Source organism: Pseudofrankia coriaricola (assembly GCF_001854805.1).
Classification (GTDB): Bacteria; Actinomycetota; Actinomycetes; order Frankiales; family Frankiaceae; genus Pseudofrankia.
Genome location: NZ_MBLO01000259.1, coordinates 110041 through 130709, shown reverse-complemented (window position 1 = coordinate 130709; position 20669 = coordinate 110041). Strand labels below are relative to the sequence as shown.

Below are 20669 nucleotides of genomic sequence, written 5' to 3'. Positions count from 1 at the left end.
GACCCGTCCGGCCGTGGCACTCGAGGGCATTCACGGAGGATCTTCTCGGCGTTGCTGCCCTCGGCTGTCATTGCTCGAGGATGTCGCTGCCGCCGCGCCGCGCCGGCTGAGGCGCGGACGGCTCGGCCGGTGTCGTCGGCGCCGGGGTGGCCGACCGGGGAGGGCCGGCAGCCAGGACCGCGAGGGGAGCCGGGGGATCGGCCTGGCCGGAGCGGGGGGCGATGTCCGGTCGCGGCGGACGCGGCGTCGGGAGCGGGGTGCCGAGGACGGCGGAGAACACGGCGCGGATGTGTTCCTCGGGCTGGGTGGCCAGCTGAGCCCACTCGGCGGCCTGTCGCCGCATCCGCGCGAGCCGGGCCGGATCCGAGAGCAGGTCCGCCAGCACCGCGGCCAGCGCCTCCGGGGACTCGTCGGTGGGGGTGGCGCCGGTGACGCCGTCCAGGTACGCGTCGCGCGAGCCCCCGGACACCGGCCCGACGACCGGGCAGCCGGCGAGCTGGGCCTCGACCAGCACGATGCCGTACCCCTCGCCGCTGCGAGGCGGACGGGTCCGCGTGGACAGCACGAACAGGTCCGCCGCCGCGTAGAGTCCGGCCAGCGCCACGTCGTCCGGCGACTCGACCAGCTCGACGTCCTCGTGCCGGTCGACCACCCGGTGCACCTCGTCGAGCGCCGGGCCCTTGCCCGCCACCACGAGCCGGACGGGACCGATGCGCTCGCGGACCATGTGCAGCGCGGCGAGCAGCTCGCGCAGCCCCTTGCCCTCCCAGTCGGCGTCGTTGAGCCGGAAGACACCGAGCAGGGTGGGGACCGGGCCGGGCACGGGCCGCCGACTGCCCGCCGCGAGCAGCGTCTCCCGCCACGAGGTCGCGATGCCCGGCCGCAGCACCGGCGCCACGCCGACGTCGGCGAGCGTGCCGGCGCTGTAGGAGCTGATGGTTATCGGGTGCAGGACCGGATGGCGGGTGAGGATCGCCCGGTTCCGCCGGCGCAACCCCCAGATGTCGATTCCGTAGAAGAACACCGGGCCGTGGCGTGCCCTGGCGAGGGGCACGGCCGCCGCGGCCACCGGGATGAGGTTCGGGTGCCCGGTGACGACCGCGTCGAATGGGCCCACCCGCACGGCGGTGCGCAATGCCGTGACCACGAAGCGCAACCGGGCCCGCAGGCCGGGCGGTCTCGCTGGGCCGCGCAGGTCCAACCGGTGCACGTCGGCGCCGCCGACGCGCAGCCGCTCCTCGACAGTGCCGAGGTAGCGTTCGATGCCGCCGCCGAGCCCGCCGGACGGGGCCAGCAGCAGGACCCGTGGGCGGTCGGCCCCAGCCTCGGCCCCGACAGCGGGGCGATACATAGAGAGCACGAACGACTACTCTAAGTGTCAGAGTATTGGAGTGGTGGAGCCTTGCTCCCGGCGTGCCGACATCGCCTGGCGGAATCGGGTGGAGCGGGCGCAGCTGGCAGATCCCGCCCAAGGCTCGTCATGTGGATCTTCTGGCGTCCCCTGGCGCCGGTCGGCCGTCCGACTGCGTCCCGATCTGCAGGCCGGCCAGGCGCTCCTGGTTGTCGGCGTGGACGGCGCGGGCGGAGCAGCGGCCGGCGCTGACATTCGCCACCGAGCGGCGGCCGATACTGACCGCAACGTACGTCGCTCTATGTAGTTGAAGTGATACAACCAGTGGCATGGAAAAGGGCGCAGCAGCGACGGACCTGCGGACCGATCCGACGTGGCGGCGGCTCGGCCGAGGACATGGGCAGGGCCCGTTGCGCTGGCGCCTCGCCGGCCGACTGGCGGCCAACCTTCCCGAGGTGCGTGGTCGCGACCGCGTCGTCGGGTGGGTGAAGGGGCCGGCCGACGAGTACACGGGCCCGCTTCGTGGCCGGTTCGTCAATGGCATGCTCTTCGATGTCGACAGCTGCCGGGACGGGTCGGCGCGCGCGTTGTCCACACTGCGTTACCGTCCGCCGGCGTTGGCCCCGGTGTTCGCCGCCGTGCTCGGCCCCGGGGACTGCTGCTACGACGTCGGCGCGAACATCGGGGTGTACACACTGTGGGCCGCCGGACTCGTCGGCCTGTCAGGGCAGGTACACGCCTTCGAACCGGTGCCGGACACGATGGCGGTCCTGCGGTCGATGGTCCGGCGCAACGAGCTGCCGCAGGTGCGGCTCGAGTCCTGCGCCGTCGGGGCGACGGCCGGCGAGACCGGCATGCGGACCTACCGCGACGCCTCCGGCCTCGCCCATCCCGTCGCGGACGCCGGCACCGCCGACCACATCGCGCGCCTCACCACCCTCGACGCGTACGTCGAGCGGCACCGGCCCCCCGACCTCGTCAAGATCGACGTCGAGGGCTTCGAGATCGACGTCCTGCGTGGCGCCGCGAGCCTGCTCGCCGCCCGGTCGCCGGCGCTGCTGCTGGAGATGCTGCCAGGCCTCCTGACCCGCCAGGGCGGTCAGGCGGAGCTGGTCGCCCGGCTCACCGACGCCGGTTATGTGATCTTCAACCTGACGCCCGAAGGGATCGCCACGCGTGGCGCGTTCACGCCGAACGTGCTGGCGCTGGCGCCCCGGTGGGACCGGTTCGACCGCGTCGTCGCGGCTCTCGAACGCACCCCGTTCCCGCGGAACCAGACCACGTGATCCGGGCCAAGCATCGCCGGCGGTCATCCCGCTGGCGCGGTGAATACCTGCGCTCCGTCGGAGCGACCGCGGCGACGAGTGTCGCCGTCAGCGGAGTGGCAGCGGTCGGCGGACTGTTGCTCGCCCGTTACCTCGGCCCGTCCGGGCGGGGCACATTCGCCGTCGTCACCTCCTACATGCTGGCCGCCGCGACCATCGGCGAGTGCGGGCTGACCACCGCTATCTGCTACCTGGTCGCGCGGGACCGTTCCAGCGCCCGCGATTCCATCCGCACTGGCGGGGCAATGCTCGTGATGCTTGGGATCCTCGTTGGCGCAGCCGGCATCGCGGCCGCGCCCCTGGTGCTCGACGACCCGGAGGCGGTGACGGCGTTCCGGGTCGCCTTTGCCGCCCAGCCGCTGGTGTTCGGTGCCTCCACCTGGCTGTTCGCACTGCAGGCCACCCGGATCGGCAGCTGGAACGTGGTCCGTGCGCTCCAGCCGGCCGTCTACACCACCGCGGTGGTGACGCTGGCGGTCACCAACCTGCTCACTGTCGAGCGCGCGGTGTTCTGCCTCGTCGGCTCGACGGCCCTGCAGGCCATCGCGGCCGTGGTGCTGTGCCGGCTGGCTCTTCCCGGACGGGGCCGGCTGCGCCGCTCCACTGGCCGGAAACTGGCCGGCTACGGCGGCGCGACGATGCTCTCCGCTGTCCCGTACCTGCTCAACGCGCATCTGGACGTGCTCCTGCTGGCGCTGCTCGTCGAGCCCGCCGAGGTGGGTCACTACGCCGTCGCGGTTTCGCTGAGCATGTTGTCGCAGCCGGTGTGCTCCGCGTTCGGCAACGTCGCGATGCCCCGCCTCGCGGCCGCCGCGGCGGTGGCCGGCACGGACGGCACGACCGCCGGGTCCGCCAGGCGGGTGGCGCTGACCGCCGTGGGCGCCAGTCTCGCCACGGGCGTGCTGTGCATGGGCGCGGTCAGCGCCATCGCGCCGTTGGCTGTGCACGGGCTGCTGGGGCCGGACTACGCGCCGAGCGTGGGACTGTTCTGGCTGCTCGCTCCGGGCGCGGCTGTGCTCGGCTGCAACCGGGCGATCGACGACGTGCTGCGCGGGCTCGGGCGGGCGCTCACGGTGGCTCGCTGTGAGTGGATCGGGACAGTGGTGACGGTGGCGCTGCTCGCCACGCTGGTTCCGCTGATGGGGGTCGCCGGAGCCGCCGTCGCGTCCAGCATCGCCTACGGCGTCGCCTTCGCCTTCCTGCTGCATGCGGTGCTGCGCGCCGTCGGCATCACAGCCAGGTCCGTGCCGGCGAGGCTGCGCCGGGCCGCCGGGCGCGGACGCCGGGACTGGCTCGGCGTTCCCTCCGAATCCGGAAGAGGTAACGCGGCATGAACGACGAAAGCCTCGTGGTGCGATCCGCCAGCCCTTTCGCCGCTTGGACGTCCACGTCCACGTCCAAGCCCTCACCCGCGCCAGCCCCGGCCCCGGTCGGTGGCGCGGTCCGGGTGGGCGTGATCGGGCCGGTCTTCGAGGACAGCTTCGCGGACAACATCCTCGACTGCCTGCCGGGCGTCGGGGCCGACCCCGTGGCGCTCGGCCCGGCTGTCCCTCGGCCGGCCGACCGGCGTGTCTCGGCCGTCCTCGCTCTTGCGCGTCGGGCCTACGACCACCTCGACCTCGCCTACCAGCGCAGGCTGGTCGCGGCCGCCGAGCGCGCGGGAGTCGGCCTGGTGCTGTCCGTCGACCTCAACCTTCTGCCGACGACAGTCCGCGAGCTGCGCCGCCGCGGGATCCGGGTCTGCCTGTGGTTCCCGGATGCCGTGGCCAACCTCGACCGGCAGCGGATGCTGCTTGGTGACTACGACGCTCTTTTCCTCAAGGACCCGCTCGTCGCCCGCCGGCTGTCCGACGTCCTGGAACTGCCGGCGCACTATCTGCCGGAGGCCTGCAACCCGGCCCGCCACCAGCCACCGGCCACGGCGCCGGACTCGCCATATTTCGTGTTCGTCGGAAATGTATACGGCGCTCGTGCCCGCCTGATCGGGCAGCTTCTCGACCGCGGCGTCGACGTGCGGGTCTACGGGCCGCCGATACCCCGCTGGCTTCGTGAACCTCGACTGGCTGGCCGCCACGCCGGGCGCTACGTGGTCGGCGAGGAGAAGGCCGCGGTGTTCCGCGGGGCGCGCGCCGTCGTCAACGCGCTGCACCCGGCGGAGATGCAGAGCGTGAACTGTCGGCTGTTCGAGGCGACGGCGTGTGGGGGCGCCGTCCTGTGCGAGCGCCGGGAGACGCTGCCCGCGTTGTTCGACGAGGGAAGCGAGGTTCTTGTTTTCAGCACCTTCGACGAGCTGTTGGCGCGGATCAAATGGTGTTCGGACGACCCGGCTGCGGCCCGCGCGGTCGGCGATGCCGGGTCTCTGCGCAGCCATTCCGAACACACGTACGGGCATCGGCTCACCGCGCTGCTCGAGGCCGTCCTGTGACCGCCACAAGCATCCACACAGTCTCGCCGTCTCCGACCAGGCCCGAAGCATGGAAGGGTTCTCCCGGGCCCCTGGACGCGGCGCGCCGCGCGGGTTCGCCAGCGTGGGCCGCGGTGGCCGCGGTGGCGATCGTCCTGTGGGGAGTGGACGCCGCTACCTACATGGCTGTCCCTGAACGGGTGGTGCTGCGGTCGATTGCTCTCACGGTCGAATACCTGGCCGCCGTCGCGTTGATCGGTAGCCGCTACGGCCGAGGGTACGGTCTGTACCAGTTCCGGCTGGGGCCGTGGTACCTACTGCTGTCCGCGGTGACGTTGGGACTCACATCGATTACATGGCGAACCCCGCAGGCCGGCGTACTGGCCGTCATCGGCCCGTCGAGTGTGGCGTACGCTCTGGCACTCCTCGGGTTGGGGGTGCCGCTCTGGACGATCGGATACCTGGTTGGTCCCGGCGGGCTCGCATTTCGCGCCGGGCATTCGCTGGCCGCCCTCGCGACATCGGAGCGTGACGGCAAAGGTGGCGGAAGATACCGCCCGGTCGCCGTGTGGGCGCTCGCCGGTGTGGCCGTCGCGGCCCGCCTTACCCAGATTGCCATCGGGCGGTTCGGCTATCTGGCCGACCCGTCCCAACTCGTCAGCAACTCGTCAAGATATGCGCAGATCCTGGAATATGCCGCCAGCCTCGGTCTCCCGGCACTCGTCATCGCGGCGGTCGAGCTGGCGCGATCCGGCGGCGCGCGCCAGCGGACGCTCTTTCTGGTCCTGTTGGGGACCGAGATCGGCTTCGGGCTGCTCAGCGGGGTGAAGGGACAGTTCGTGTTCACCTTGCTCGCCGTGTGCATGAGCTTCGCCATTGTTCGCGGCCGGTTGCCCCTGCGCTGGCTGCTCGGCGCCGCAGCCGTTCTGATGTTCGTCGTCGTGCCGTACAACGCCACGTATCGGCAGACCGTCCGGCCACACGCGGACCAGAACCTCTCGCCGTCGGCGGCGATAGCCGCCGCCCCTCAGATCTTGACTCAGACGATCGAAGGCGGCGGTCGCGACGATGAGCAGTCGCACAACACCCTCACCGACTCCGCCGACTATCTCGCCGACCGCGTCCGGTCTGTTGACAGCCTCGCCGTCGTCGTCCAGAAGACCCCGGAAGTGGTTCCGTACCGGGGTACCTTCGAGTTGGTCAGCGGCACAGTGCTGGGTTGGGTGCCGCGCGCGCTGTGGCCGGGCAAGCCGGTCCGGACCGCCGGCTACACCTTCAGCCAGGAGTACTACGAAACCCCTCCTGGCCTGTACACCTCGGCCGGGATTTCGCCGCAGGCCGACCTGTTCCGTTACGGCGGGCTCCTCGTGATGCTCGTCGGGTCGGCTCTCTTGGGCGCGGTCTGCCGATTCGTGGACGAGACCCTGCACCCCGGGCGCGACCTACGGCTGACCGCCCTGTTCGCGTCCCTGTTCACCCTGTTGCTGACCACGGAGACGAGCGTGTCGGACCTGGTGGTGTTGCTGCCCATCAAGGTCGGCGTGGTGGTCCTCGCCTGCCGGTTCGTCTACCGTCGGCGTCCGGTGGTGGCATAAACCAGCGAGTGATCCTGGGGACAACCGGACCTCCCAGATCGCTTCGCGATCCGGCAGGAACCCCGGCCGGGCGTGCGAAGGAAGATCATTTTCGCACGCCCTTTGGCCCTCTAGTCCGGATCTTTCACGGCCGGGCGCGGTCCGCTCGGCGTTCCCAGCGCGCGGGCCGTGGCTCGTCCGGCAAGGGGGAGTCGGCCGACGGCAGCGGCCCGATGCCGTCACGCAGGCCGTGCCAGGCGTACCGCCAGGAGGCCAGCCCACGTCCGCGGAGCAGGTTGGCGCCAGCGGAACGGGGCAGCCTGACGAGTGCCAGCCAGACAGCGGCCGCGCCGGCCTGCCAGGGACGGCCGTGGATCCGCGCGAACCAGAGCCGGTTGCGCGTCGAGTAGTAGACGTAGCTGGTGCTGGGGATGGTTCCGCCGCCGGTGTGCCAGGCCTGGTAGGGGCTGATCATGACCCGCCAGCCGGCGGCGGCGGCGCGGCGCGCCAGGTCGGTCTCCTCGTAGACGAGGAAGTAGCGGGTGTCCATCGGCACCTGGCGGTGACATTCGGCCCGCACGAACAGGATCGCGCCGGTGACGAACGCGACGTCCGCCGGCTCGGGGCGCCCCCGGCGCCGTCGGCGCGGTACCGCGAACAGCGGGGTCAGCCGGTCCGCACCGGGGTGGATCCCGTCCGCGTTGAGCAGGGTCGGCCCGACGATGCCGACCCCGGGGCGCGAGATGAGGTCGAGGCAGGCCACGACCGTGCGCTCGGGCAGCCGCACGTCGTTGTTGAGCAGCAGGTAGACGTCGGTGTCCGGCCGGGCGTCGGCGCCGAACCGGAAGCCGCCGGCGAAGCCGAGATTGGCGCCGGGGACGAGCCAGGCGGTGGCCGGCGGCACGTCGTCGGGCCGGCGGGCTCCGTCGTTGGCGACGACGACCACCTCGGTCACCGCTGGCATGGCCTCGAGCCGGCGGGCGAGTTCCACGGTGGGCTCGGTCGGCCCCCAGTGCACGATGACGGCGGTCGTCCGTGGTCCGACGGCCGCCGAATCCGGGGTGCCGAACGCGTCGCTGACCGGTGGCGGGTCCGTAGCGTCGTCCGCGCCACCGGCTTTCTCGCGGCCGTCAGCGGTGCGCGGGGCGTTTGTCCGCAGGCTCATCGCACGCTCGACCCTCCAGGCGGGAGACACGGCGAATGTGTCGCCGTTTAGATACGTTCGGTAATCAGCCTAGAGCCATCCGGCTGTCGACCCGAGACTTGCTGGCAGGCGTGTTGCCTGGTATCCGCAATGTCTCCAGGCGCGGGCGTCGCGGGCGTCGCGGGCGTCGCGGTCGTTGTCGCCGCGGCGCGGGGCTGTCGGCCGGCGCGGTCGGGTGCGTTGCGCGGTCGATCCGACGTGCCTGAGTTGGCGGACCGCTGGTACGCGATACACCTCCTTGCAATCTGAGATCGTTCGAATACGCTGAGTATCCATGTGTGGAATCGCCGGAGTGCTTGATCCCGACGAGGGCCGGGCCGAGGGCCGGGTCCGCTGGCTCGTCGGCCGGCAGAGTCACCGAGGTCCCGACCACAGCACGGTGCGCCGGGTGGGCCCGGCGACGCTCGGCATAGCCCGGCTGGCCATCGTGACGCCGACTACCGAAGGTAATCAACCAATCACCTCCCCGGGCGGCGGTGTCGCCGCCGTCTTCAACGGGGAGATCTACAACCATCTCGAGCTGGCCCGCTGGCTCGGCGTCGACGGCGTGCCCGGCAGCGACGGGCGGGTCATCCCGGCCCTGCTCGAGCGGCACGGCGTCGGCGCGCTCGGCCGGCTACGCGGGATGTTCGGCTTCGCGGCCGTCGACCTGCGCCGCCGGCGGCTTCTGCTGGGCCGGGACCGACTGGGTATCAAGCCGCTGTACGTGCGCCGTTGCCCGGACGGCACGGTCGCGTTCGCCTCGGAGCTGCGTCCGCTGGTCGGCCTCGGCCCGATCCCACCGGTCCGCGCGGAGGCGGTCGCCCGGTTCCTGCATCTGGGCGCCCTCGGCGGCGACGACTGCCCGTTCGAGGGCATCGAGGCCGTTCCGGCCGGCTGGTGGATCGCCTTCGACGAACATGGCGGGTGTACCCGCGGCGAGATCGGCGCCGACAGCGCGGACGACGACGCTCTCGGCGCCGCGCCCCCCGCGCCGCGCCTGCGCGGACCCCGGCTGCGTGAGGCGCTGCTCGAGACGGTCGCCGCGCACCTCGGAGCGGACGTCCCGACCTCGCTGCTGCTGTCCGCCGGGACGGACTCCACCGCGCTTGCCTGGGCGGTGCGCGAGCTCGGCACGACGGTGACCTGCCTCACCGTCGCGGCCGAGCCGGGCATGCCGGGCGTCGACGAGGCGCCGCGCGCGGCGGCGACGGCCGCCGCCTACGGGCACCGGCACCGTGTCGTCGAGCCCCGGCTGGCCGACGCCGACCTCGACGGCTTCTTCCGGCACATGCAGCGTCCGACCATCGATGGGCTGAACAGCTGGGTGGTGTGCCGGGCCGTGCGGGACGCCGGGTTCAAGGTCGCGTTGTCCGGCCTCGGCGGAGATGAGGCGCTGGGCGGGTACCGGCACTTCCGGCTGCTGCGGGCGCTCGCGCCGCTGCGCGCCCTCGACCGGCTACGCCGCCCGCCGCTGCGGCCGGCGGTGGACGCACTCGCGGACGCCGCGGCCCGCCGGGTGTCGGACTCCTCGAAGGGCCGCGCGCTGCTCGCGGCCGACGGCCCGCGCTCGGCGTGGGAGCTGGACCTGCTCACCCGCGCGGTCTGGCCGCTGCCGCGGGTGGTCGCGGCGACCGGGGCGCCGCCCGACCGGCTCGGCTACCTGCGCTGCCCCGAGGAGCTGGTGGGGCTGCGGTCCTCCTGGGCCCTCACCCGGGCGGAGCTCGATCTCTACCTCGGCGCCACGCTGCTGCCGGACACCGACGCCTTCTCGATGGCGCATTCCGTCGAGGTGCGGGTGCCGTTTGTCGATCTGCCCTTCCTGACCGCGGCGACAGCGGCGGCGCACCGCCGCCCGGTCGGCAAGGCGGCCTTCGCCGCCGCGATCGCCGACCCGGTGCTCACGGACGTCGCCAGCCAGCCCAAGCAGGGGTTCTCCGTGCCGATGGCGGCGTGGACGTGCTCGGGCCCGCTACGCGGGCTGGTCGAGGCCGTCCGCGACCCGGGCGCGCCGGTGTGGGCGTACGTCGACTCGGTGGCCGGCCATGACGTGCTCGACGCCGCGGACCGGGCGGCGGCGCGCTGGTCGCATGTGTGGGCGCTGGCCGCGCTGAACGGCTGGCTGGAGTCGGTCGCGGCACAGCCGGTCCGGCCGGCCGACGCGCTCCGGATACCCGTCCAGGCCGGCCCGGGCCGTGCGGCCCAGCGGGAGGGTGTGGCCGCGGATTCGGGGAAGCCCGCGGGGGCGACGGCCCAGGCGGAGCCGGCGGCCGCGGGACCGGCGGAGGCCGCCGGCGATCCGGTGCCGGCCGGCCCCGCCGGTTCCACGAGTGACGGCGGGGCCGGCGCCCCGGGGCATCGTGGCCCAGCGAGCGAGGTCACCGGCGTCAGCGGCTGACAGCCAGCTCGACCGCGCGCTCGTAGCCGTCCGCCGTCGCGGCGAGCGAGTACCGGTCCACCCGTTCGCGCACCCTCATCCGCAGCCTCGGACCGGCCTCCGGGTCCTCGACCGTGTCGGCCGCCGCCGCCAGGCAGTCGGCGAGCCGGTCGACATCGCCGATCGGGAAGACATGGCCGAGCCCTTCGACCAGGTCCGGGGCGGCGCCCACCGCCTCGCTCACCACCGGCAGCGCTCCGGCGGCCATCGCCTCGTTCACCACCAGCCCCCAGGTCTCGTGCTCGCTCGGCAGCGCGAGGACGTCGGCGAGCCCGTAGTACGACGGCAGCTCGGCCTGGTTCACGAAGCCGACACAGGCCGCCGCGAGGCCGGCGCACCGCCGCCGGGTCTGCTCGAGCAGCGGGCCGTCACCGACCACGAGCAGGGCCACCCGTCCGTCCAGCCGGCGCACCGCCTCGACCAGATCGAGCGGCCGCTTGCGCGGGATGAGCTTGGCCGAGTAGAGCACGACCGGGCGGTCGGCAGGCAGGCCGAGCTCGGCCAGCCGCTCCGCGCGGCGGGGGCGGGCGGCGTCCGCGCCGGTTCGGAAGTGGTCGTTGTCGACGGAGTACGGGGCGAACACCGCCCGCGGCGCACCGAAGGCCGCGTAGAACGCGTCGTTGTGCGCGCCGATGGCGAGGCCGGCCGCGCAGCGGCTCACCACCGCGCGGGCCAGCGGGTCGCGCACGACGCGCCAGCGGGGCTGACCGCCGCGCCGCCAGGATTCGCAGCGCAGCAGGTATGGCCGCCCGATGCCGCGCGCCAGCGCGATGGCGGCGAGCATCCACGGCGAGTCGTAGCCGTGTACCACGAGCGCGTCCTGGGCCCGCACCCAGGCCGCGAGCCGGGTCAGGCCGGCCGGGTGCCGCGCCGGTGAGGCGCCGACCCCGAGCACCCGGTTGGGGTAGCCGGACAGCAGGTCGACGTCCCACCGCAGCTCGCGGCCGAATCCGGGGTCCAGGTAGACCCGTGCGCCAGCGTCGGTGAGGAACGCGACCTCGAGGTCCACGCGGTTGCGGCGGGCGAGCTCGCGGTAAAGCGGCGCCTGGTACTGGATGACGTGCGTCGCGAGGACGCCAAGCCGGATCACCGGCGGGCGCCCGTGCCTAGCGGCACCTGGGCGGTGACGAGCAGGAAGGAGCCGCGCCGCCCGGCAGCGGTGGCGAAACGGCGGTCGACCTCATCGAACCATTCCCCGCTGTGCGGCTCGGCGCTGTGCGGCTCCGCTGGATCTGTCCCGTGCCAGTGGTAGGTCATTGGATTTCCCTCCCACCAGGTTCGGTTTGATCCTGAACCTGGTCGATAGACCGCTCCTGGTCCCGGGTGGGGACTGGGGTCCACTTTGTCTTCCTTGTTGGCGTCGGCCGACGAATGTCGTCATCCGATATCCGTTTTATTCAGGAGCCAGTCGAAGTAGTCATCTGGGTCAAAGGGATTGTGCCGCTCCCCGCTCGGTACCGTGCGCAGGGCATCATGCATTGCCTCGGCAATCAAGGTGGAGTCGTCGCGTTGGTAAGGGACCAGCGCGGGCCCGGCGACCTCTCGGGCGCGCTGGCTGTCGAGTGCGATGACAGGAACGCGCGCGAGCCGTGCCTCCGCCAGCGGATAGCCGAAGGATTCTGTCCGGGTCGGGTAAATGATGGCTCGGCACCCGTGTTGGAAGTGCGCGAGCTGCTGAGGGGTAAGCCGGCCGACGAACCGCAGGTGCTTCGAGCCGAGCAGGTCCTCTGCTTCAGCCTCCCGCTTGCTCGCGGTAATGATGATCTCAATACTCTCGGCCAGGTCCGTGGAGATCGCGCTAGCCGCCTGGTCGACCAGCCGTAGCAAATGCCCCATGGGTTTGTAGGAGGAGGAGAAGAACACCGGGCAGAGTATCTGACACCGGTCTCGTGCCTCGGGCGGCCTTGGGGACGGCGGTGAGAGCGGATGCATGCGAACTACGATCCGGGACGAGAGATGTGGATAGATCGAGGTGACTCGGTCGGCCATCTCTGTGCTGGGCACGACCAGAACGTCGGCGCGCTGGGCGCATGCTCGGACTACTGGGATCGAGTGTGCGAACCTGCGGGGGAAATGAAACTGTCTCTCTTCGTCGGCCGAGAGGAAGTGCAGCGCGCTGCGGAGAAGCGCCCACCGTTCGCCGCGAGTCACGACGAAGCTGACATTGTTCAGAGCGATCGCTCGCTGGTGACGTCCGATACGTTCCCGTCGGGCCAGCCAGGCTGGCGAAAGCTGGTGCCCGCGCCCGACGACGCGGACACCAGGGGACGGGCGGCGAGCGAGATAGTCGTCCAGCTCGCCGAGAAGGCGCAGGGCTCCGCCCATGCGGGCTCCGGCGCAGTCGACGATGACTTTGTCGCGGACTTTGTCGCGAATGGGTCGCGGGTTCACCATTCGCTCCTTGTGGCCAACATACCGCTCTCCGATCTAGCGTCGCTTCATCGCTCTGTGGATTGGCGAAACCCAGGCCGCCGGCCCATACCACTGGTCGACAACGACGGCTTTCCTCTTCGAGTGGGAGTGTTTGCCGTGGTCTCCGTCGGTCGATAGCGCTGATCGACGACCAGGGCCTTGCCTCGCTGGGTCACGAGGTCGGCGGTCTCGACGACCGACACGGACACCGCAAGGCGGTCACCCACCCGGTCCTGCAGGAGCTGTCGGGCGAGTTCGAGATCATGCGGAGCCGGGCGCCGCGTCGCCGTCACCCGCAGCTCGACCTTGCCACGGTGCTCCTGGCGGAACTGGATACGGTCGAATCTGGCGAACGCGTTGTCGTGAAAGTTGAGGGCCGCGGTGGAGATCGGCTCGTCGTCCACTCCGTAGACCAAGGACTGGTCCCACCGGCCGCGGATGTCCCGCAGGGCGGGGAACGGCGAGCCGCAGGCACACCGGTTGACGGTCGGTTCGAGCGGTGCGGCGGCGTCCTCGGTGTCGTATCGGACCAGCGGCATCGCGGCGTTGGTCAGGCCGGTGCCGATGATCCGTCCTTCGACGACCTCGGCGATCCCGTAGGTCGGCATGACGTGGTACACGGACCGGTGCTGGGCGCACTCGCCGGCGAAGACCACCTTCTCGCTCTGCCCGTACCAGCGGATCACCGGTGCCTCGAAGACCTCCTCGAACAGCCGCAGCTGCCAGTCGAACGCGCCCTCGCTTGCCAGCAGCACGCCGCGGACCCCGCCCAGGCCGGCATGTGGCCCGGTGCGCGCCACCCACCGGGCGAACGGCGTGATGGCGGACGGGTACCCCCAGATCGCCACCGGGCGGAAGTCGCGCATCATCAGCGCCAGCTCGTCGAAGGTGCGGTCGGACAGGTGGAACGGCGAGACCAGCAGCTGGTTGTAGGTCCGCTGGAACAGGATGGGCCGCCCCGCGAAGCCCTCGCCAAGGCTCCCGCCTCGAAAAGTGATCTTCGGGTCGGTCAGCCGTACCCCGGCCCGTGCCCAGACGTGCGCGATGTGCGCCCATTCCGTGAAGAACGAGGGGTGGGAGATACGCAGATCAAGGGGACGCCCGCCGGTGCCGCCGGTGGTCACCTTCCTGGCCGGCACGAACGGATGGGTGAACGAATCCGCCGCCTGGCGCACCGTCTCCTTGGTCAGGACCGGTAGCTCGCTGAGCTCTCCCCGCAGGTACTCCGGGCTGCGGCGGTAGTGCGGCACGGCGGACAGCCACCGGCGCCGGAATCGGTCCAGCCGGGCCGCCTGCCAGGCCGCGACGTCCGCTGGTTCGAGGGTCGCGAGCTCCGCGAGCCCGCGCAGGTGGGCGACGACGAGGGGGCTCTGGGCCGCCATGGCGAACGCCGCCGCGGCGCCTCGGGTCCGAAAAAGCCCGGCGTGCCTCATCGGGGGACCGCCGGCCTGGTGAGCTCGATCTGGCCCCGCCAGGCGAAGTGTGGCTCGGCGCGCAGCACGGCGTCAGGGGCGATCGCGCCGAGCCGCCCGTGCCAGGCGTCGTCATCACCGCGGAGCTCGATGTCGCGCCAGGATCCGTGTGCGAGCGGCAGCCGCGCGCAACGGAATGCCTGGTGGATGACCGGTATGCGGTCGGGGTCGAAACCGAACAGGTAGGCGGTTGCCGCATCGACCGCGGCCGGTGTCGCGCCGAACGTCAGCAGCCGCGCGGGCAGCGGGTCGGGGTTCATCGGACCGCCGCGTTGCCCGGCCAGCACGCCATCGACGAGGACGACATGCCGGCGGCCGGGTTCTGGCCTGGCGGCCAGCGTGCCGTCGGGGCGTCCGTAAGCCAGGATCTTGTTCAGATCCAGGCACATTCGCCAGACGGTGTCGTTGCCCCACCAGTTGCCGCTGCGGATCACGGAGTCACCGTCGCCGAAGACGTGGGTGCCGCCGTGGCGGGCCAGTCGCATCAGCTCGCCACCCAGCCGAGGCGACATGGTCGCCGCGCGTCGCAGCCCCGCCACCGCGGTCCGTTCCAGCCGGTGCAGCGCGCCAGGACTGGGGTGCTCGTCCCCACCGTCGCGCGGCGACCCTTCGGTGTGGTGCGGCAGCCAGTTCTTGTCCGCGTTGATGCCGACGAGGTTCTTTAGACCCAGCGTGACGCCCGCCTTCTTGTGACTCTTCAGCTTCGGCAGGTTCACCACCAGGTCGGCGTTCATGACGGTCCCCGACAGCAGGTACTCATGCCGCCCGCCACTGTGATGAGCGTTGACCACCCGGCTGTCGTAGTCGGCCCCGTAGTACCGCCCGGAGCCGCTATGGCCGACGAACTCGCTGGCGTCGCCGAGGTCGTAGGCGATGGCGCCACCGGGGTCACCGGCCAGCCGGCGGCGGTCGACGACAACGTCATCGACGGTTGTCCACTCCTCCTGGCGGAGGTCAACGAGTCCCAGGGTCAGACCCTGGCCCGCGTAGAACGCGCAGAGACGGTCGAGCCCGAGCACCCGCACGATCGCCGCGAACGAGGAGTCCGTCTGCGGAGCGTCGGCGACAACCACCCGGCCCGACGGCCCGACCGCGGCGAAGGCGAAGTCCGCCGCGGCTCGGATGACCGACCCGTGGGTGAGCACCCAGCGCCAGCCGTCCGGGTCCCGGGGGTGGCGTTCCCGGACGAGGTTCGGCTTGAGCACCACCGTCCCGCCAGGACCTACGAGGTCACCGAACGGGTTCCAGTGGGCGGTGTCGACGCGGGATGGGTCGAGTCCGGCGAGCCTGAGCACCCGACGGACCGCCGCGTACACGTGGTTCGGCTCGTCGGCGAGATGGCTCAGCCGGTACTCCGGGTATGCGTGGCTCGGGGAGTACGGCGGCTCCTCGGGATAGCGGGCATCGTCGGTCCGGGTCGTCGCCACCTGGCAGGAGGTCAGCGCGTCCGTCTCAGGCATGTAGTCGCTCCGCTGTGCATGCCGCGTCCCCCGGTTCGGGGACCCGCTGGTCGGGGCTCGTGGCCTGTCCGGGTGGCATCCGCGAGGCCGGCGTCTGCCACCGCTCCATGCTGGTACGCAGCCGGACCGGAAGATCGGCGGTGAGCTCGTACACGGCGACGACGGCGGGTTCGGTCCGGCCCCACCCGGTGGCGACCCGGCTTGCCTCGGTGCGCCAGCCGCCGCCCGCGGCGCGCAGGACGTAGATGCGGCCCGGGTCGCCGGGGTGGCCGAACAGCAGGCCCTCGGCATCGGCGCGGGCCGTCATGCCCGGCGCCAGGTGGAACAGGACCTCGACCCGGTGGCGGCCATGGCCGGTGACCAGGTCGTCGATCCGCGGGCCGTCGGCGTCGAGCCGCCAGGTCCGCTGGTGGCTCGGGGCGCCCGGGAGCCAGCGGTAGCCGTCGTGCGACGCGGTGAGCCGCGCGTGGGCCGTCGCGGTTCCGGCCGCGGGCAGGTAGCCCGCCTCGCCGATGGTCACCCGCGCGCGGCGGCCTGCCCGAAAGGCGCCCCACACCTCGGTCGAGTCCTGGCCGTCGACCACGACGGTGTTGTGCGCCCGGGTGGAGCGTTCCAGCGCCCGGTCAGGTCCTGGCGCATATGTGGAGGTGGCCGTGTCGACGATCAGCGGTGTGTCGTCGTGCCAGAGCAGGAACGACAGGGTGTCGGCATGGGCGTGCGCGGGGAGATCGTCGGGGCAGGGCGCGCCGACGTCGGTGAGCAGGTGCCATCGGCCGGCGCGCAGCACGGCGAGGCCACTGGGCGCGAGCAGCCGGACAGCGCCGTCCCGGCCGGTCCCGGCCCGCGAGACCGGTTCGGGGTCCGCTACGGCGTCCTCGTTCCCGTTCTTCTTCTGCTCACTGCCGTTTCGGCTCGCACTGCCGTTTCGGCCCGCACCGCCGTTCTCGTCCGCTCGCCTGTCCTCGTGGACGTCCGTGCGGGCCGCGACACGCGGCGGGGGACTCGCCAGCAGCATCCGCGTGGCCGCTGACGGCAGGGGAAAACCGTCATTGAGCAGCGGTACCGTGCCGAGCGGACCGAGCACCGCCGACAGCCAGCCGCGCATTCTGGCGATCGCGTCGACCAGCTCGCCTGGCAGTGGGCGGCCCGCGGCGGTGAGCAGGTCGGCGACGTCGCGCAGGTCCGCGAGAACCTGGCAGTGGTAGGCCGGCGCCCGCTCGACATGGCCACCGTCGGCGAGCACCTGCCGGTCGAGCTGGCGTAGCAGCGCGCACGTCCAACGCTCGGTGTCGGCGCGGTCCCCGGCGGCGATGCCGAGACCGATCAGCGCCTTCAGGTTCTTGACCAGGTGGTTGCCGCCCACGTCGGTTTCCAGATGCGCGCGCAGGAAGGCACGGTGATGACCGAGATCGGCCGCCAGCCACCGGTCGGTCGGCGTGCCCGCGGCGAGCGGGCCGCGTAGTCCGCACAGCGACCACGCGCGCAGCGACACGACGTAGGGCGACCAGGGCACACCCTGTCCTGGCATCGTCGCCGCCCGCCAGGACGCGTAGAGCGCGCCGAACCGGTCGCGCGCGGCGTCGCGGTCGGTCAGCCCGGTAAGCGTCCAGGCCCAGTCCCAGTAGTGCAGGTGGTAACGCCACAGCAGCGGCGCCCGCGCCTGTGCCCAGTCCGCCGTGGCCAGGCCCGCGTCGGGGTCCGGCGGATGCAGTGTCCTGACGTGGCCGAGGAGGCTGAGCCGGCCGGCAACCAGCTGCGTCGCGTCCGGCCACAGTGCCTGGCAACGGCCGTCGAAGGGCAGGAAGCCGGGTGGCCAGCCGCCCACGGGCGGGCCACGGCGGATGAGCGCCGCGGACAGGCCGGGAAGCCGGTCGGCCAGCGCCCGCTGCCCGCGCAGTCGGACCCGTGCCGCGACCTGTTCGGGCCGCAGGCCGCGGACCGTCCGCGCGTACCGGCCGACGGAACCGGCGAGCGTGCCGCTCGCGACGCCTGGCCGGTGGGCGCGGCGGTCAGCGGGCGGGCGGCCATCACGCGGCTGGCCGGCGCTGGGTTGGCGCTCGTCCGGATGGGCCAAGCTCGGGCGGCCCGCGGTTGGTTGGCTCACCTCTCGCGCGGTCACCGGTGGCCCGCCTGTGCCCGGATGCCGTCGGCGAACGAACGGGGGGCGAACCTCAGGTCGGCCGCCGCCGCCTCGATCGAGAAGGCCTTGTCCTCGGCCAGCCGGGCGATCTGCTCGGCACTGATCCACCGTCGCCCGCCGCGCGGGCTCGGCGCGAGCCGCGGCGAGGAGTTCCAGGTCGTGCCCCGCGCCGAACCCCGTGACGGGCCGGCGAGCCGGCCGACGAGCTCGGCGAGGCGGATCGTCGGCCCGAGCGGCACCGGTACGCAGGTCACCCGCCGGCCGAGCGCGGCCGCCGACTCGTCGACGATCTCGCGCAGCGGCAGCGCCCGCGGCCCGGCGACGTCGTAGCGGCGTCCGACGGCGATGTCCGACTCGACCGCGCGCAGCAGCACGTCCGCAAGGTCCTCGACGTGCACCGGCTGGTGCAGGCCGCGCCCGTCGCCGGGCAGCGGCATTACCGGCGAGCGACGCAGCAGCGCCAGCAGCCGGCACATGTTCCGGTCGTCCGGCCCGCCGTAGATCATGGTCGGCCGGATGATCGTCCAGTCGAGGCCGCTGGCTCGGATCGTCTCCTCGGCCGCCAGCCGGACCCGTTTCGACGGCGCGTTCAACGTCGTCGTGACCGCGGTGGTCGAGACGAACACGGCGCGGCGCAGGCCGGCCGCGCCCGCCGCGTCGACGATCGTGCCGGCGTGCCCGAACCCCAGCGATGCCAGGTTGAGCAGCGCGTCGGCGCCGGCCGAGGCGAACGCGGCCCGGGTACCGGCCGCGTCGTCGAGGTCGGCGCGGACGGCCGAGGCGCCGAGCTCCGCCAGGGTGGCCGCCGCGGCAGCGGACCTCGCCAGCCCGATCACCTTGTCGCCGCGTGCCACCGCGGTAGCGACGACCCGGCGGCCGAGGAAGCCGCTGCCGCCGGTGACGAGGAGCCTCACCGCGTCACCTCCGCCGCGGCCGGCCGCGACCGGTCCGTCTGTCGCCCGCCTTCGCCGGTGGCTCGTCCGCTGGCAGTCGGGCCGCCGGCACCTCGACCGGGTCGTCTGGCAGCACGGTCGGGGCCGTGGGCGGATCCACGTCGTGCTCGCTCAGGCTGTCGTCGGCGCCATCCCGATGGCCATCGCCGACCTCCTCGCGCGGGCCATCGCCGGTGCTGCCGGGGATGTCGTCGTGACGATGACCGCTGTCGTCGGGCCGAATGCCGGCGTCATCGGAAAGGCCCTCGTGAAGGCCGACGGCAATGTCCTCGTCCTCGCCTCGGTCAGCGTCGGTATCACTGACGGCGGCCGGGGCCGTTGGCTCGGGTATGCCGAGGAGGCCGAGGAGGATGCGGCGGTAGCGGTCGGCCAGGCGGGCGCGGTCGAAGTGCGCCGCCACATACGCCCGCCCGGCACGCGCCATCGCGGTCCGCCTGGCCGGGTCCGCGGCCAGCGCGCGGATCGCGTCGGCGAGCGCCGCCGGGTCCTCCGGCGGCACGACGACCGCGCCGGCCGCGGTCAGGATCCGCGCCGCCTCGCCGCGCACCGCGCCGACCACCGGCCGCCCGGCGGCGAGCATCTCGAACATCTTCGACGGGATGAACGTGTCGAACAGCGGCACGGCTCGCAGCGGCACCACACAGATGTCAGCGGCGGCCAGCACACTGCCTACCTCGTCGCGCGGCACCGCCGGCGCGAGTGTGGTGTTCCTGAGCCCGAGCCAGGCGAGGTGTACGGCGATCCGCTCCTTGTCGGCGCCGTCGCCGACGAAGGCGAACCGGACCGGTGTATCGGTGAGCAGCGCCGCGGCGTCGGCGACCGCCGTCAACCCCTGCGAGATGCCGTGCGCGCCGATGTAGACGACCAGTGTGTCCGCGGGCCTGGCCCCCAGCCGGGCCCGTGTCGTCTCGCGCGCCGCTGGCCTAGAGGGCCGGCGGCCGTTGTCCCCAGGATCACTAGAGGGCCAAAGGGCGTGCGAAAATGATCCTCCTTCGCACGCCCGGCGGCCGTTGTCCCCAGGATCACTGACGGCGTCTGGTTTCGTCTCCGACTCGGCCGGGCGGAATCGCTCGAGGTCGACGCCATTGGGGATGACATGCACCTTCGTGGCCGGAATTCCGCGGCGCACGATGTCGTCGCGGAAGCCCTCCGTCACCGTCACAACGGCGTCCGCTGCCTGGTAGGCGGCGAGCTCGCAGCGCTCCAACGCGGCGATGACCCGCCGGTTGGTGATGACGCCCAGCTGGACGAATATTGCCGGCCACAGGTCGCGTACTTCGACGACGAGTCTGGCGCGCCGCAGCCGGGCGAGCAGCCAGGCCGAGCCAAGGGAGAAGAACGTCGGCGACGAGACCACGACGACGTCCGCCGGGCCGACGATCCCCGCGCCGAGCAGCACGCCGCTGACCATGAACGACAGGTGGCCCAGCGTCTTGCGGACGACTCCCTCGTTCGGGGTCGCGTACAGCCAGGTCCTGACCACGCGGTAGCCGTCGACCCACTCCACCCGCCGGACCGCGCCGCGGTAGGCCGGCGGTACGACGCCGGTCGGGTGGTTCGGCATGCCGGTCAGGACGGTGACGTCGAGGCCGCTCGCGGCCCACGCACGCGCGGTTTCCGACAGCCGGGCCTGGGGTGCGCCGATCTCCGGCGGGAAGTAGTGGGTGACCAGCAGGACCCGGGGCCGGCGGGCACCGTCGCGCCCGCCAGCTGGAGGGCCAAAGGGCGTGCGAAAATGATCTTCCTTCGCACGCCCGGCCGGGGTTCCTGCCTGATCGCGAAGCGATCTGGGAGGTCCGGTTGTCCCCAGGATCACTGCCGGGTCGTCGTCTGGGGTCCCTGCGGCGTTGCTGTACGGGCTCATCGCACCGTCGACCTCCGGTCAGGGGGGAGAACACCCGTGTGATCAGTTGACTACTGGTAGTGATCGAGCGTAGGGCTATCTGGTTAGCGGGTGG

General features: G+C 72.3%; 15 protein-coding genes. 5 read left to right on the top strand and 10 right to left on the bottom strand.

From position 1 onward, the window contains the following. Positions 1 to 67: 67 nt before the first annotated feature. Complete coding sequence (locus BCD48_RS38655) at positions 68 to 1351, bottom strand: glycosyltransferase family 4 protein (RefSeq protein WP_071053343.1); 1284 nt, start codon at positions 1349 to 1351, stop codon at positions 68 to 70. 329 nt (positions 1352 to 1680) lie between these two features. Between BCD48_RS38655 and BCD48_RS38650 the strand changes: the two genes are divergently transcribed. The 4 genes from BCD48_RS38650 to BCD48_RS38635 all read left to right on the top strand — a co-directional run bounded on the left by BCD48_RS38650 (position 1681) and on the right by BCD48_RS38635 (position 6675). Further along, a complete protein-coding gene (locus BCD48_RS38650) occupies positions 1681 to 2637 on the top strand; it encodes an FkbM family methyltransferase (protein WP_083419846.1) in 957 nt (318 codons plus the stop codon). Continuing rightward, complete coding sequence (locus BCD48_RS38645; protein WP_071053341.1) at positions 2634 to 4010, top strand: oligosaccharide flippase family protein; 1377 nt, start codon at positions 2634 to 2636, stop codon at positions 4008 to 4010. The genes BCD48_RS38650 and BCD48_RS38645 overlap by 4 nt, the downstream gene beginning before the upstream one ends. Further along, positions 4007 to 5101 carry a CgeB family protein gene (locus tag BCD48_RS38640; RefSeq protein WP_083419845.1) on the top strand — a complete coding sequence of 365 codons (1095 nt, stop codon included), beginning with the start codon at positions 4007 to 4009 and terminating at the stop codon, positions 5099 to 5101. The genes BCD48_RS38645 and BCD48_RS38640 overlap by 4 nt, the downstream gene beginning before the upstream one ends. A gap of 122 nt (positions 5102 to 5223) precedes the next feature. Beyond that, positions 5224 to 6675: a DUF8712 domain-containing protein gene (locus tag BCD48_RS38635; protein ID WP_131804193.1), complete on the top strand. Its 1452-nt coding sequence runs from the start codon at positions 5224 to 5226 to the stop codon at positions 6673 to 6675. Between the two features lie 124 nt (positions 6676 to 6799). On the opposite strand, the gene BCD48_RS38630 is transcribed toward BCD48_RS38635, so the two are convergent. Then, positions 6800 to 7819, bottom strand: a complete 1020-nt coding sequence (locus tag BCD48_RS38630; protein ID WP_083419844.1) for a glycosyltransferase family protein — start codon at positions 7817 to 7819, stop codon at positions 6800 to 6802. 313 nt (positions 7820 to 8132) lie between these two features. Between BCD48_RS38630 and BCD48_RS38625 the strand changes: the two genes are divergently transcribed. Continuing rightward, positions 8133 to 10235 (top strand): asparagine synthase-related protein, encoded by a 2103-nt coding sequence (locus BCD48_RS38625; protein ID WP_083419843.1) that lies wholly within the window; start codon positions 8133 to 8135, stop codon positions 10233 to 10235. Here BCD48_RS38625 and BCD48_RS38620 read toward each other — a convergent pair. The 8 genes from BCD48_RS38620 to BCD48_RS50195 all read right to left on the bottom strand — a co-directional run bounded on the left by BCD48_RS38620 (position 10225) and on the right by BCD48_RS50195 (position 20575). Further along, positions 10225 to 11364, bottom strand: coding sequence for a glycosyltransferase (locus BCD48_RS38620; RefSeq protein WP_071053338.1), 1140 nt, complete (start codon positions 11362 to 11364; stop codon positions 10225 to 10227). The genes BCD48_RS38625 and BCD48_RS38620 overlap by 11 nt on opposite strands. After that, complete coding sequence (locus tag BCD48_RS51745; RefSeq protein WP_157910616.1) at positions 11361 to 11531, bottom strand: hypothetical protein; 171 nt, start codon at positions 11529 to 11531, stop codon at positions 11361 to 11363. The genes BCD48_RS38620 and BCD48_RS51745 overlap by 4 nt, the downstream gene beginning before the upstream one ends. Before the next feature lie 120 nt (positions 11532 to 11651). Continuing rightward, positions 11652 to 12668 carry a glycosyltransferase gene (locus tag BCD48_RS38615; protein WP_071053337.1) on the bottom strand — a complete coding sequence of 339 codons (1017 nt, stop codon included), beginning with the start codon at positions 12666 to 12668 and terminating at the stop codon, positions 11652 to 11654. 44 nt (positions 12669 to 12712) lie between these two features. Then, entirely contained in the window at positions 12713 to 14068 is a 1356-nt protein-coding gene (locus tag BCD48_RS38610) for a phenylacetate--CoA ligase family protein (RefSeq protein ID WP_198543578.1), read from the bottom strand. 47 nt (positions 14069 to 14115) lie between these two features. Next, positions 14116 to 15618: a DUF362 domain-containing protein gene (locus BCD48_RS38605; protein ID WP_071053335.1), complete on the bottom strand. Its 1503-nt coding sequence runs from the start codon at positions 15616 to 15618 to the stop codon at positions 14116 to 14118. Further along, complete coding sequence (locus BCD48_RS54490; RefSeq protein ID WP_131804192.1) at positions 15611 to 17722, bottom strand: heparinase II/III family protein; 2112 nt, start codon at positions 17720 to 17722, stop codon at positions 15611 to 15613. The genes BCD48_RS38605 and BCD48_RS54490 overlap by 8 nt, the downstream gene beginning before the upstream one ends. Positions 17723 to 17733: 11 nt before the next feature. Then, on the bottom strand, positions 17734 to 18672 hold the full coding sequence (locus BCD48_RS38595; protein ID WP_071053333.1) for an NAD(P)H-binding protein: 939 nt from the start codon (positions 18670 to 18672) through the stop codon (positions 17734 to 17736). Between the two features lie 4 nt (positions 18673 to 18676). Then, positions 18677 to 20575, bottom strand: coding sequence for a glycosyltransferase family 4 protein (locus BCD48_RS50195; protein ID WP_241842323.1), 1899 nt, complete (start codon positions 20573 to 20575; stop codon positions 18677 to 18679). Between the last annotated feature and the right edge of the window lie 94 nt (positions 20576 to 20669).

Excerpts from the sequence above, each read along its gene's own strand:
- BCD48_RS38655 (WP_071053343.1), bottom strand. The coding sequence starts at position 1,351 with ATGTATCGCCCCGCTGTCGGGGCCGAGGCTGGGGCCGACCGCCCACGG.
- BCD48_RS38650 (WP_083419846.1), top strand. The coding sequence starts at position 1,681 with ATGGAAAAGGGCGCAGCAGCGACGGACCTGCGGACCGATCCGACGTGG.
- BCD48_RS38640 (WP_083419845.1), top strand. The coding sequence starts at position 4,007 with ATGAACGACGAAAGCCTCGTGGTGCGATCCGCCAGCCCTTTCGCCGCT.
- BCD48_RS38630 (WP_083419844.1), bottom strand. The coding sequence starts at position 7,819 with ATGAGCCTGCGGACAAACGCCCCGCGCACCGCTGACGGCCGCGAGAAA.
- BCD48_RS38625 (WP_083419843.1), top strand. The coding sequence starts at position 8,133 with ATGTGTGGAATCGCCGGAGTGCTTGATCCCGACGAGGGCCGGGCCGAG.
- BCD48_RS51745 (WP_157910616.1), bottom strand. The coding sequence starts at position 11,531 with ATGACCTACCACTGGCACGGGACAGATCCAGCGGAGCCGCACAGCGCC.
- BCD48_RS38615 (WP_071053337.1), bottom strand. The coding sequence starts at position 12,668 with ATGGTGAACCCGCGACCCATTCGCGACAAAGTCCGCGACAAAGTCATC.
- BCD48_RS38610 (WP_198543578.1), bottom strand. The coding sequence starts at position 14,068 with ATGGCGGCCCAGAGCCCCCTCGTCGTCGCCCACCTGCGCGGGCTCGCG.
- BCD48_RS38605 (WP_071053335.1), bottom strand. The coding sequence starts at position 15,618 with ATGCCTGAGACGGACGCGCTGACCTCCTGCCAGGTGGCGACGACCCGG.
- BCD48_RS50195 (WP_241842323.1), bottom strand. The coding sequence starts at position 20,575 with ATGAGCCCGTACAGCAACGCCGCAGGGACCCCAGACGACGACCCGGCA.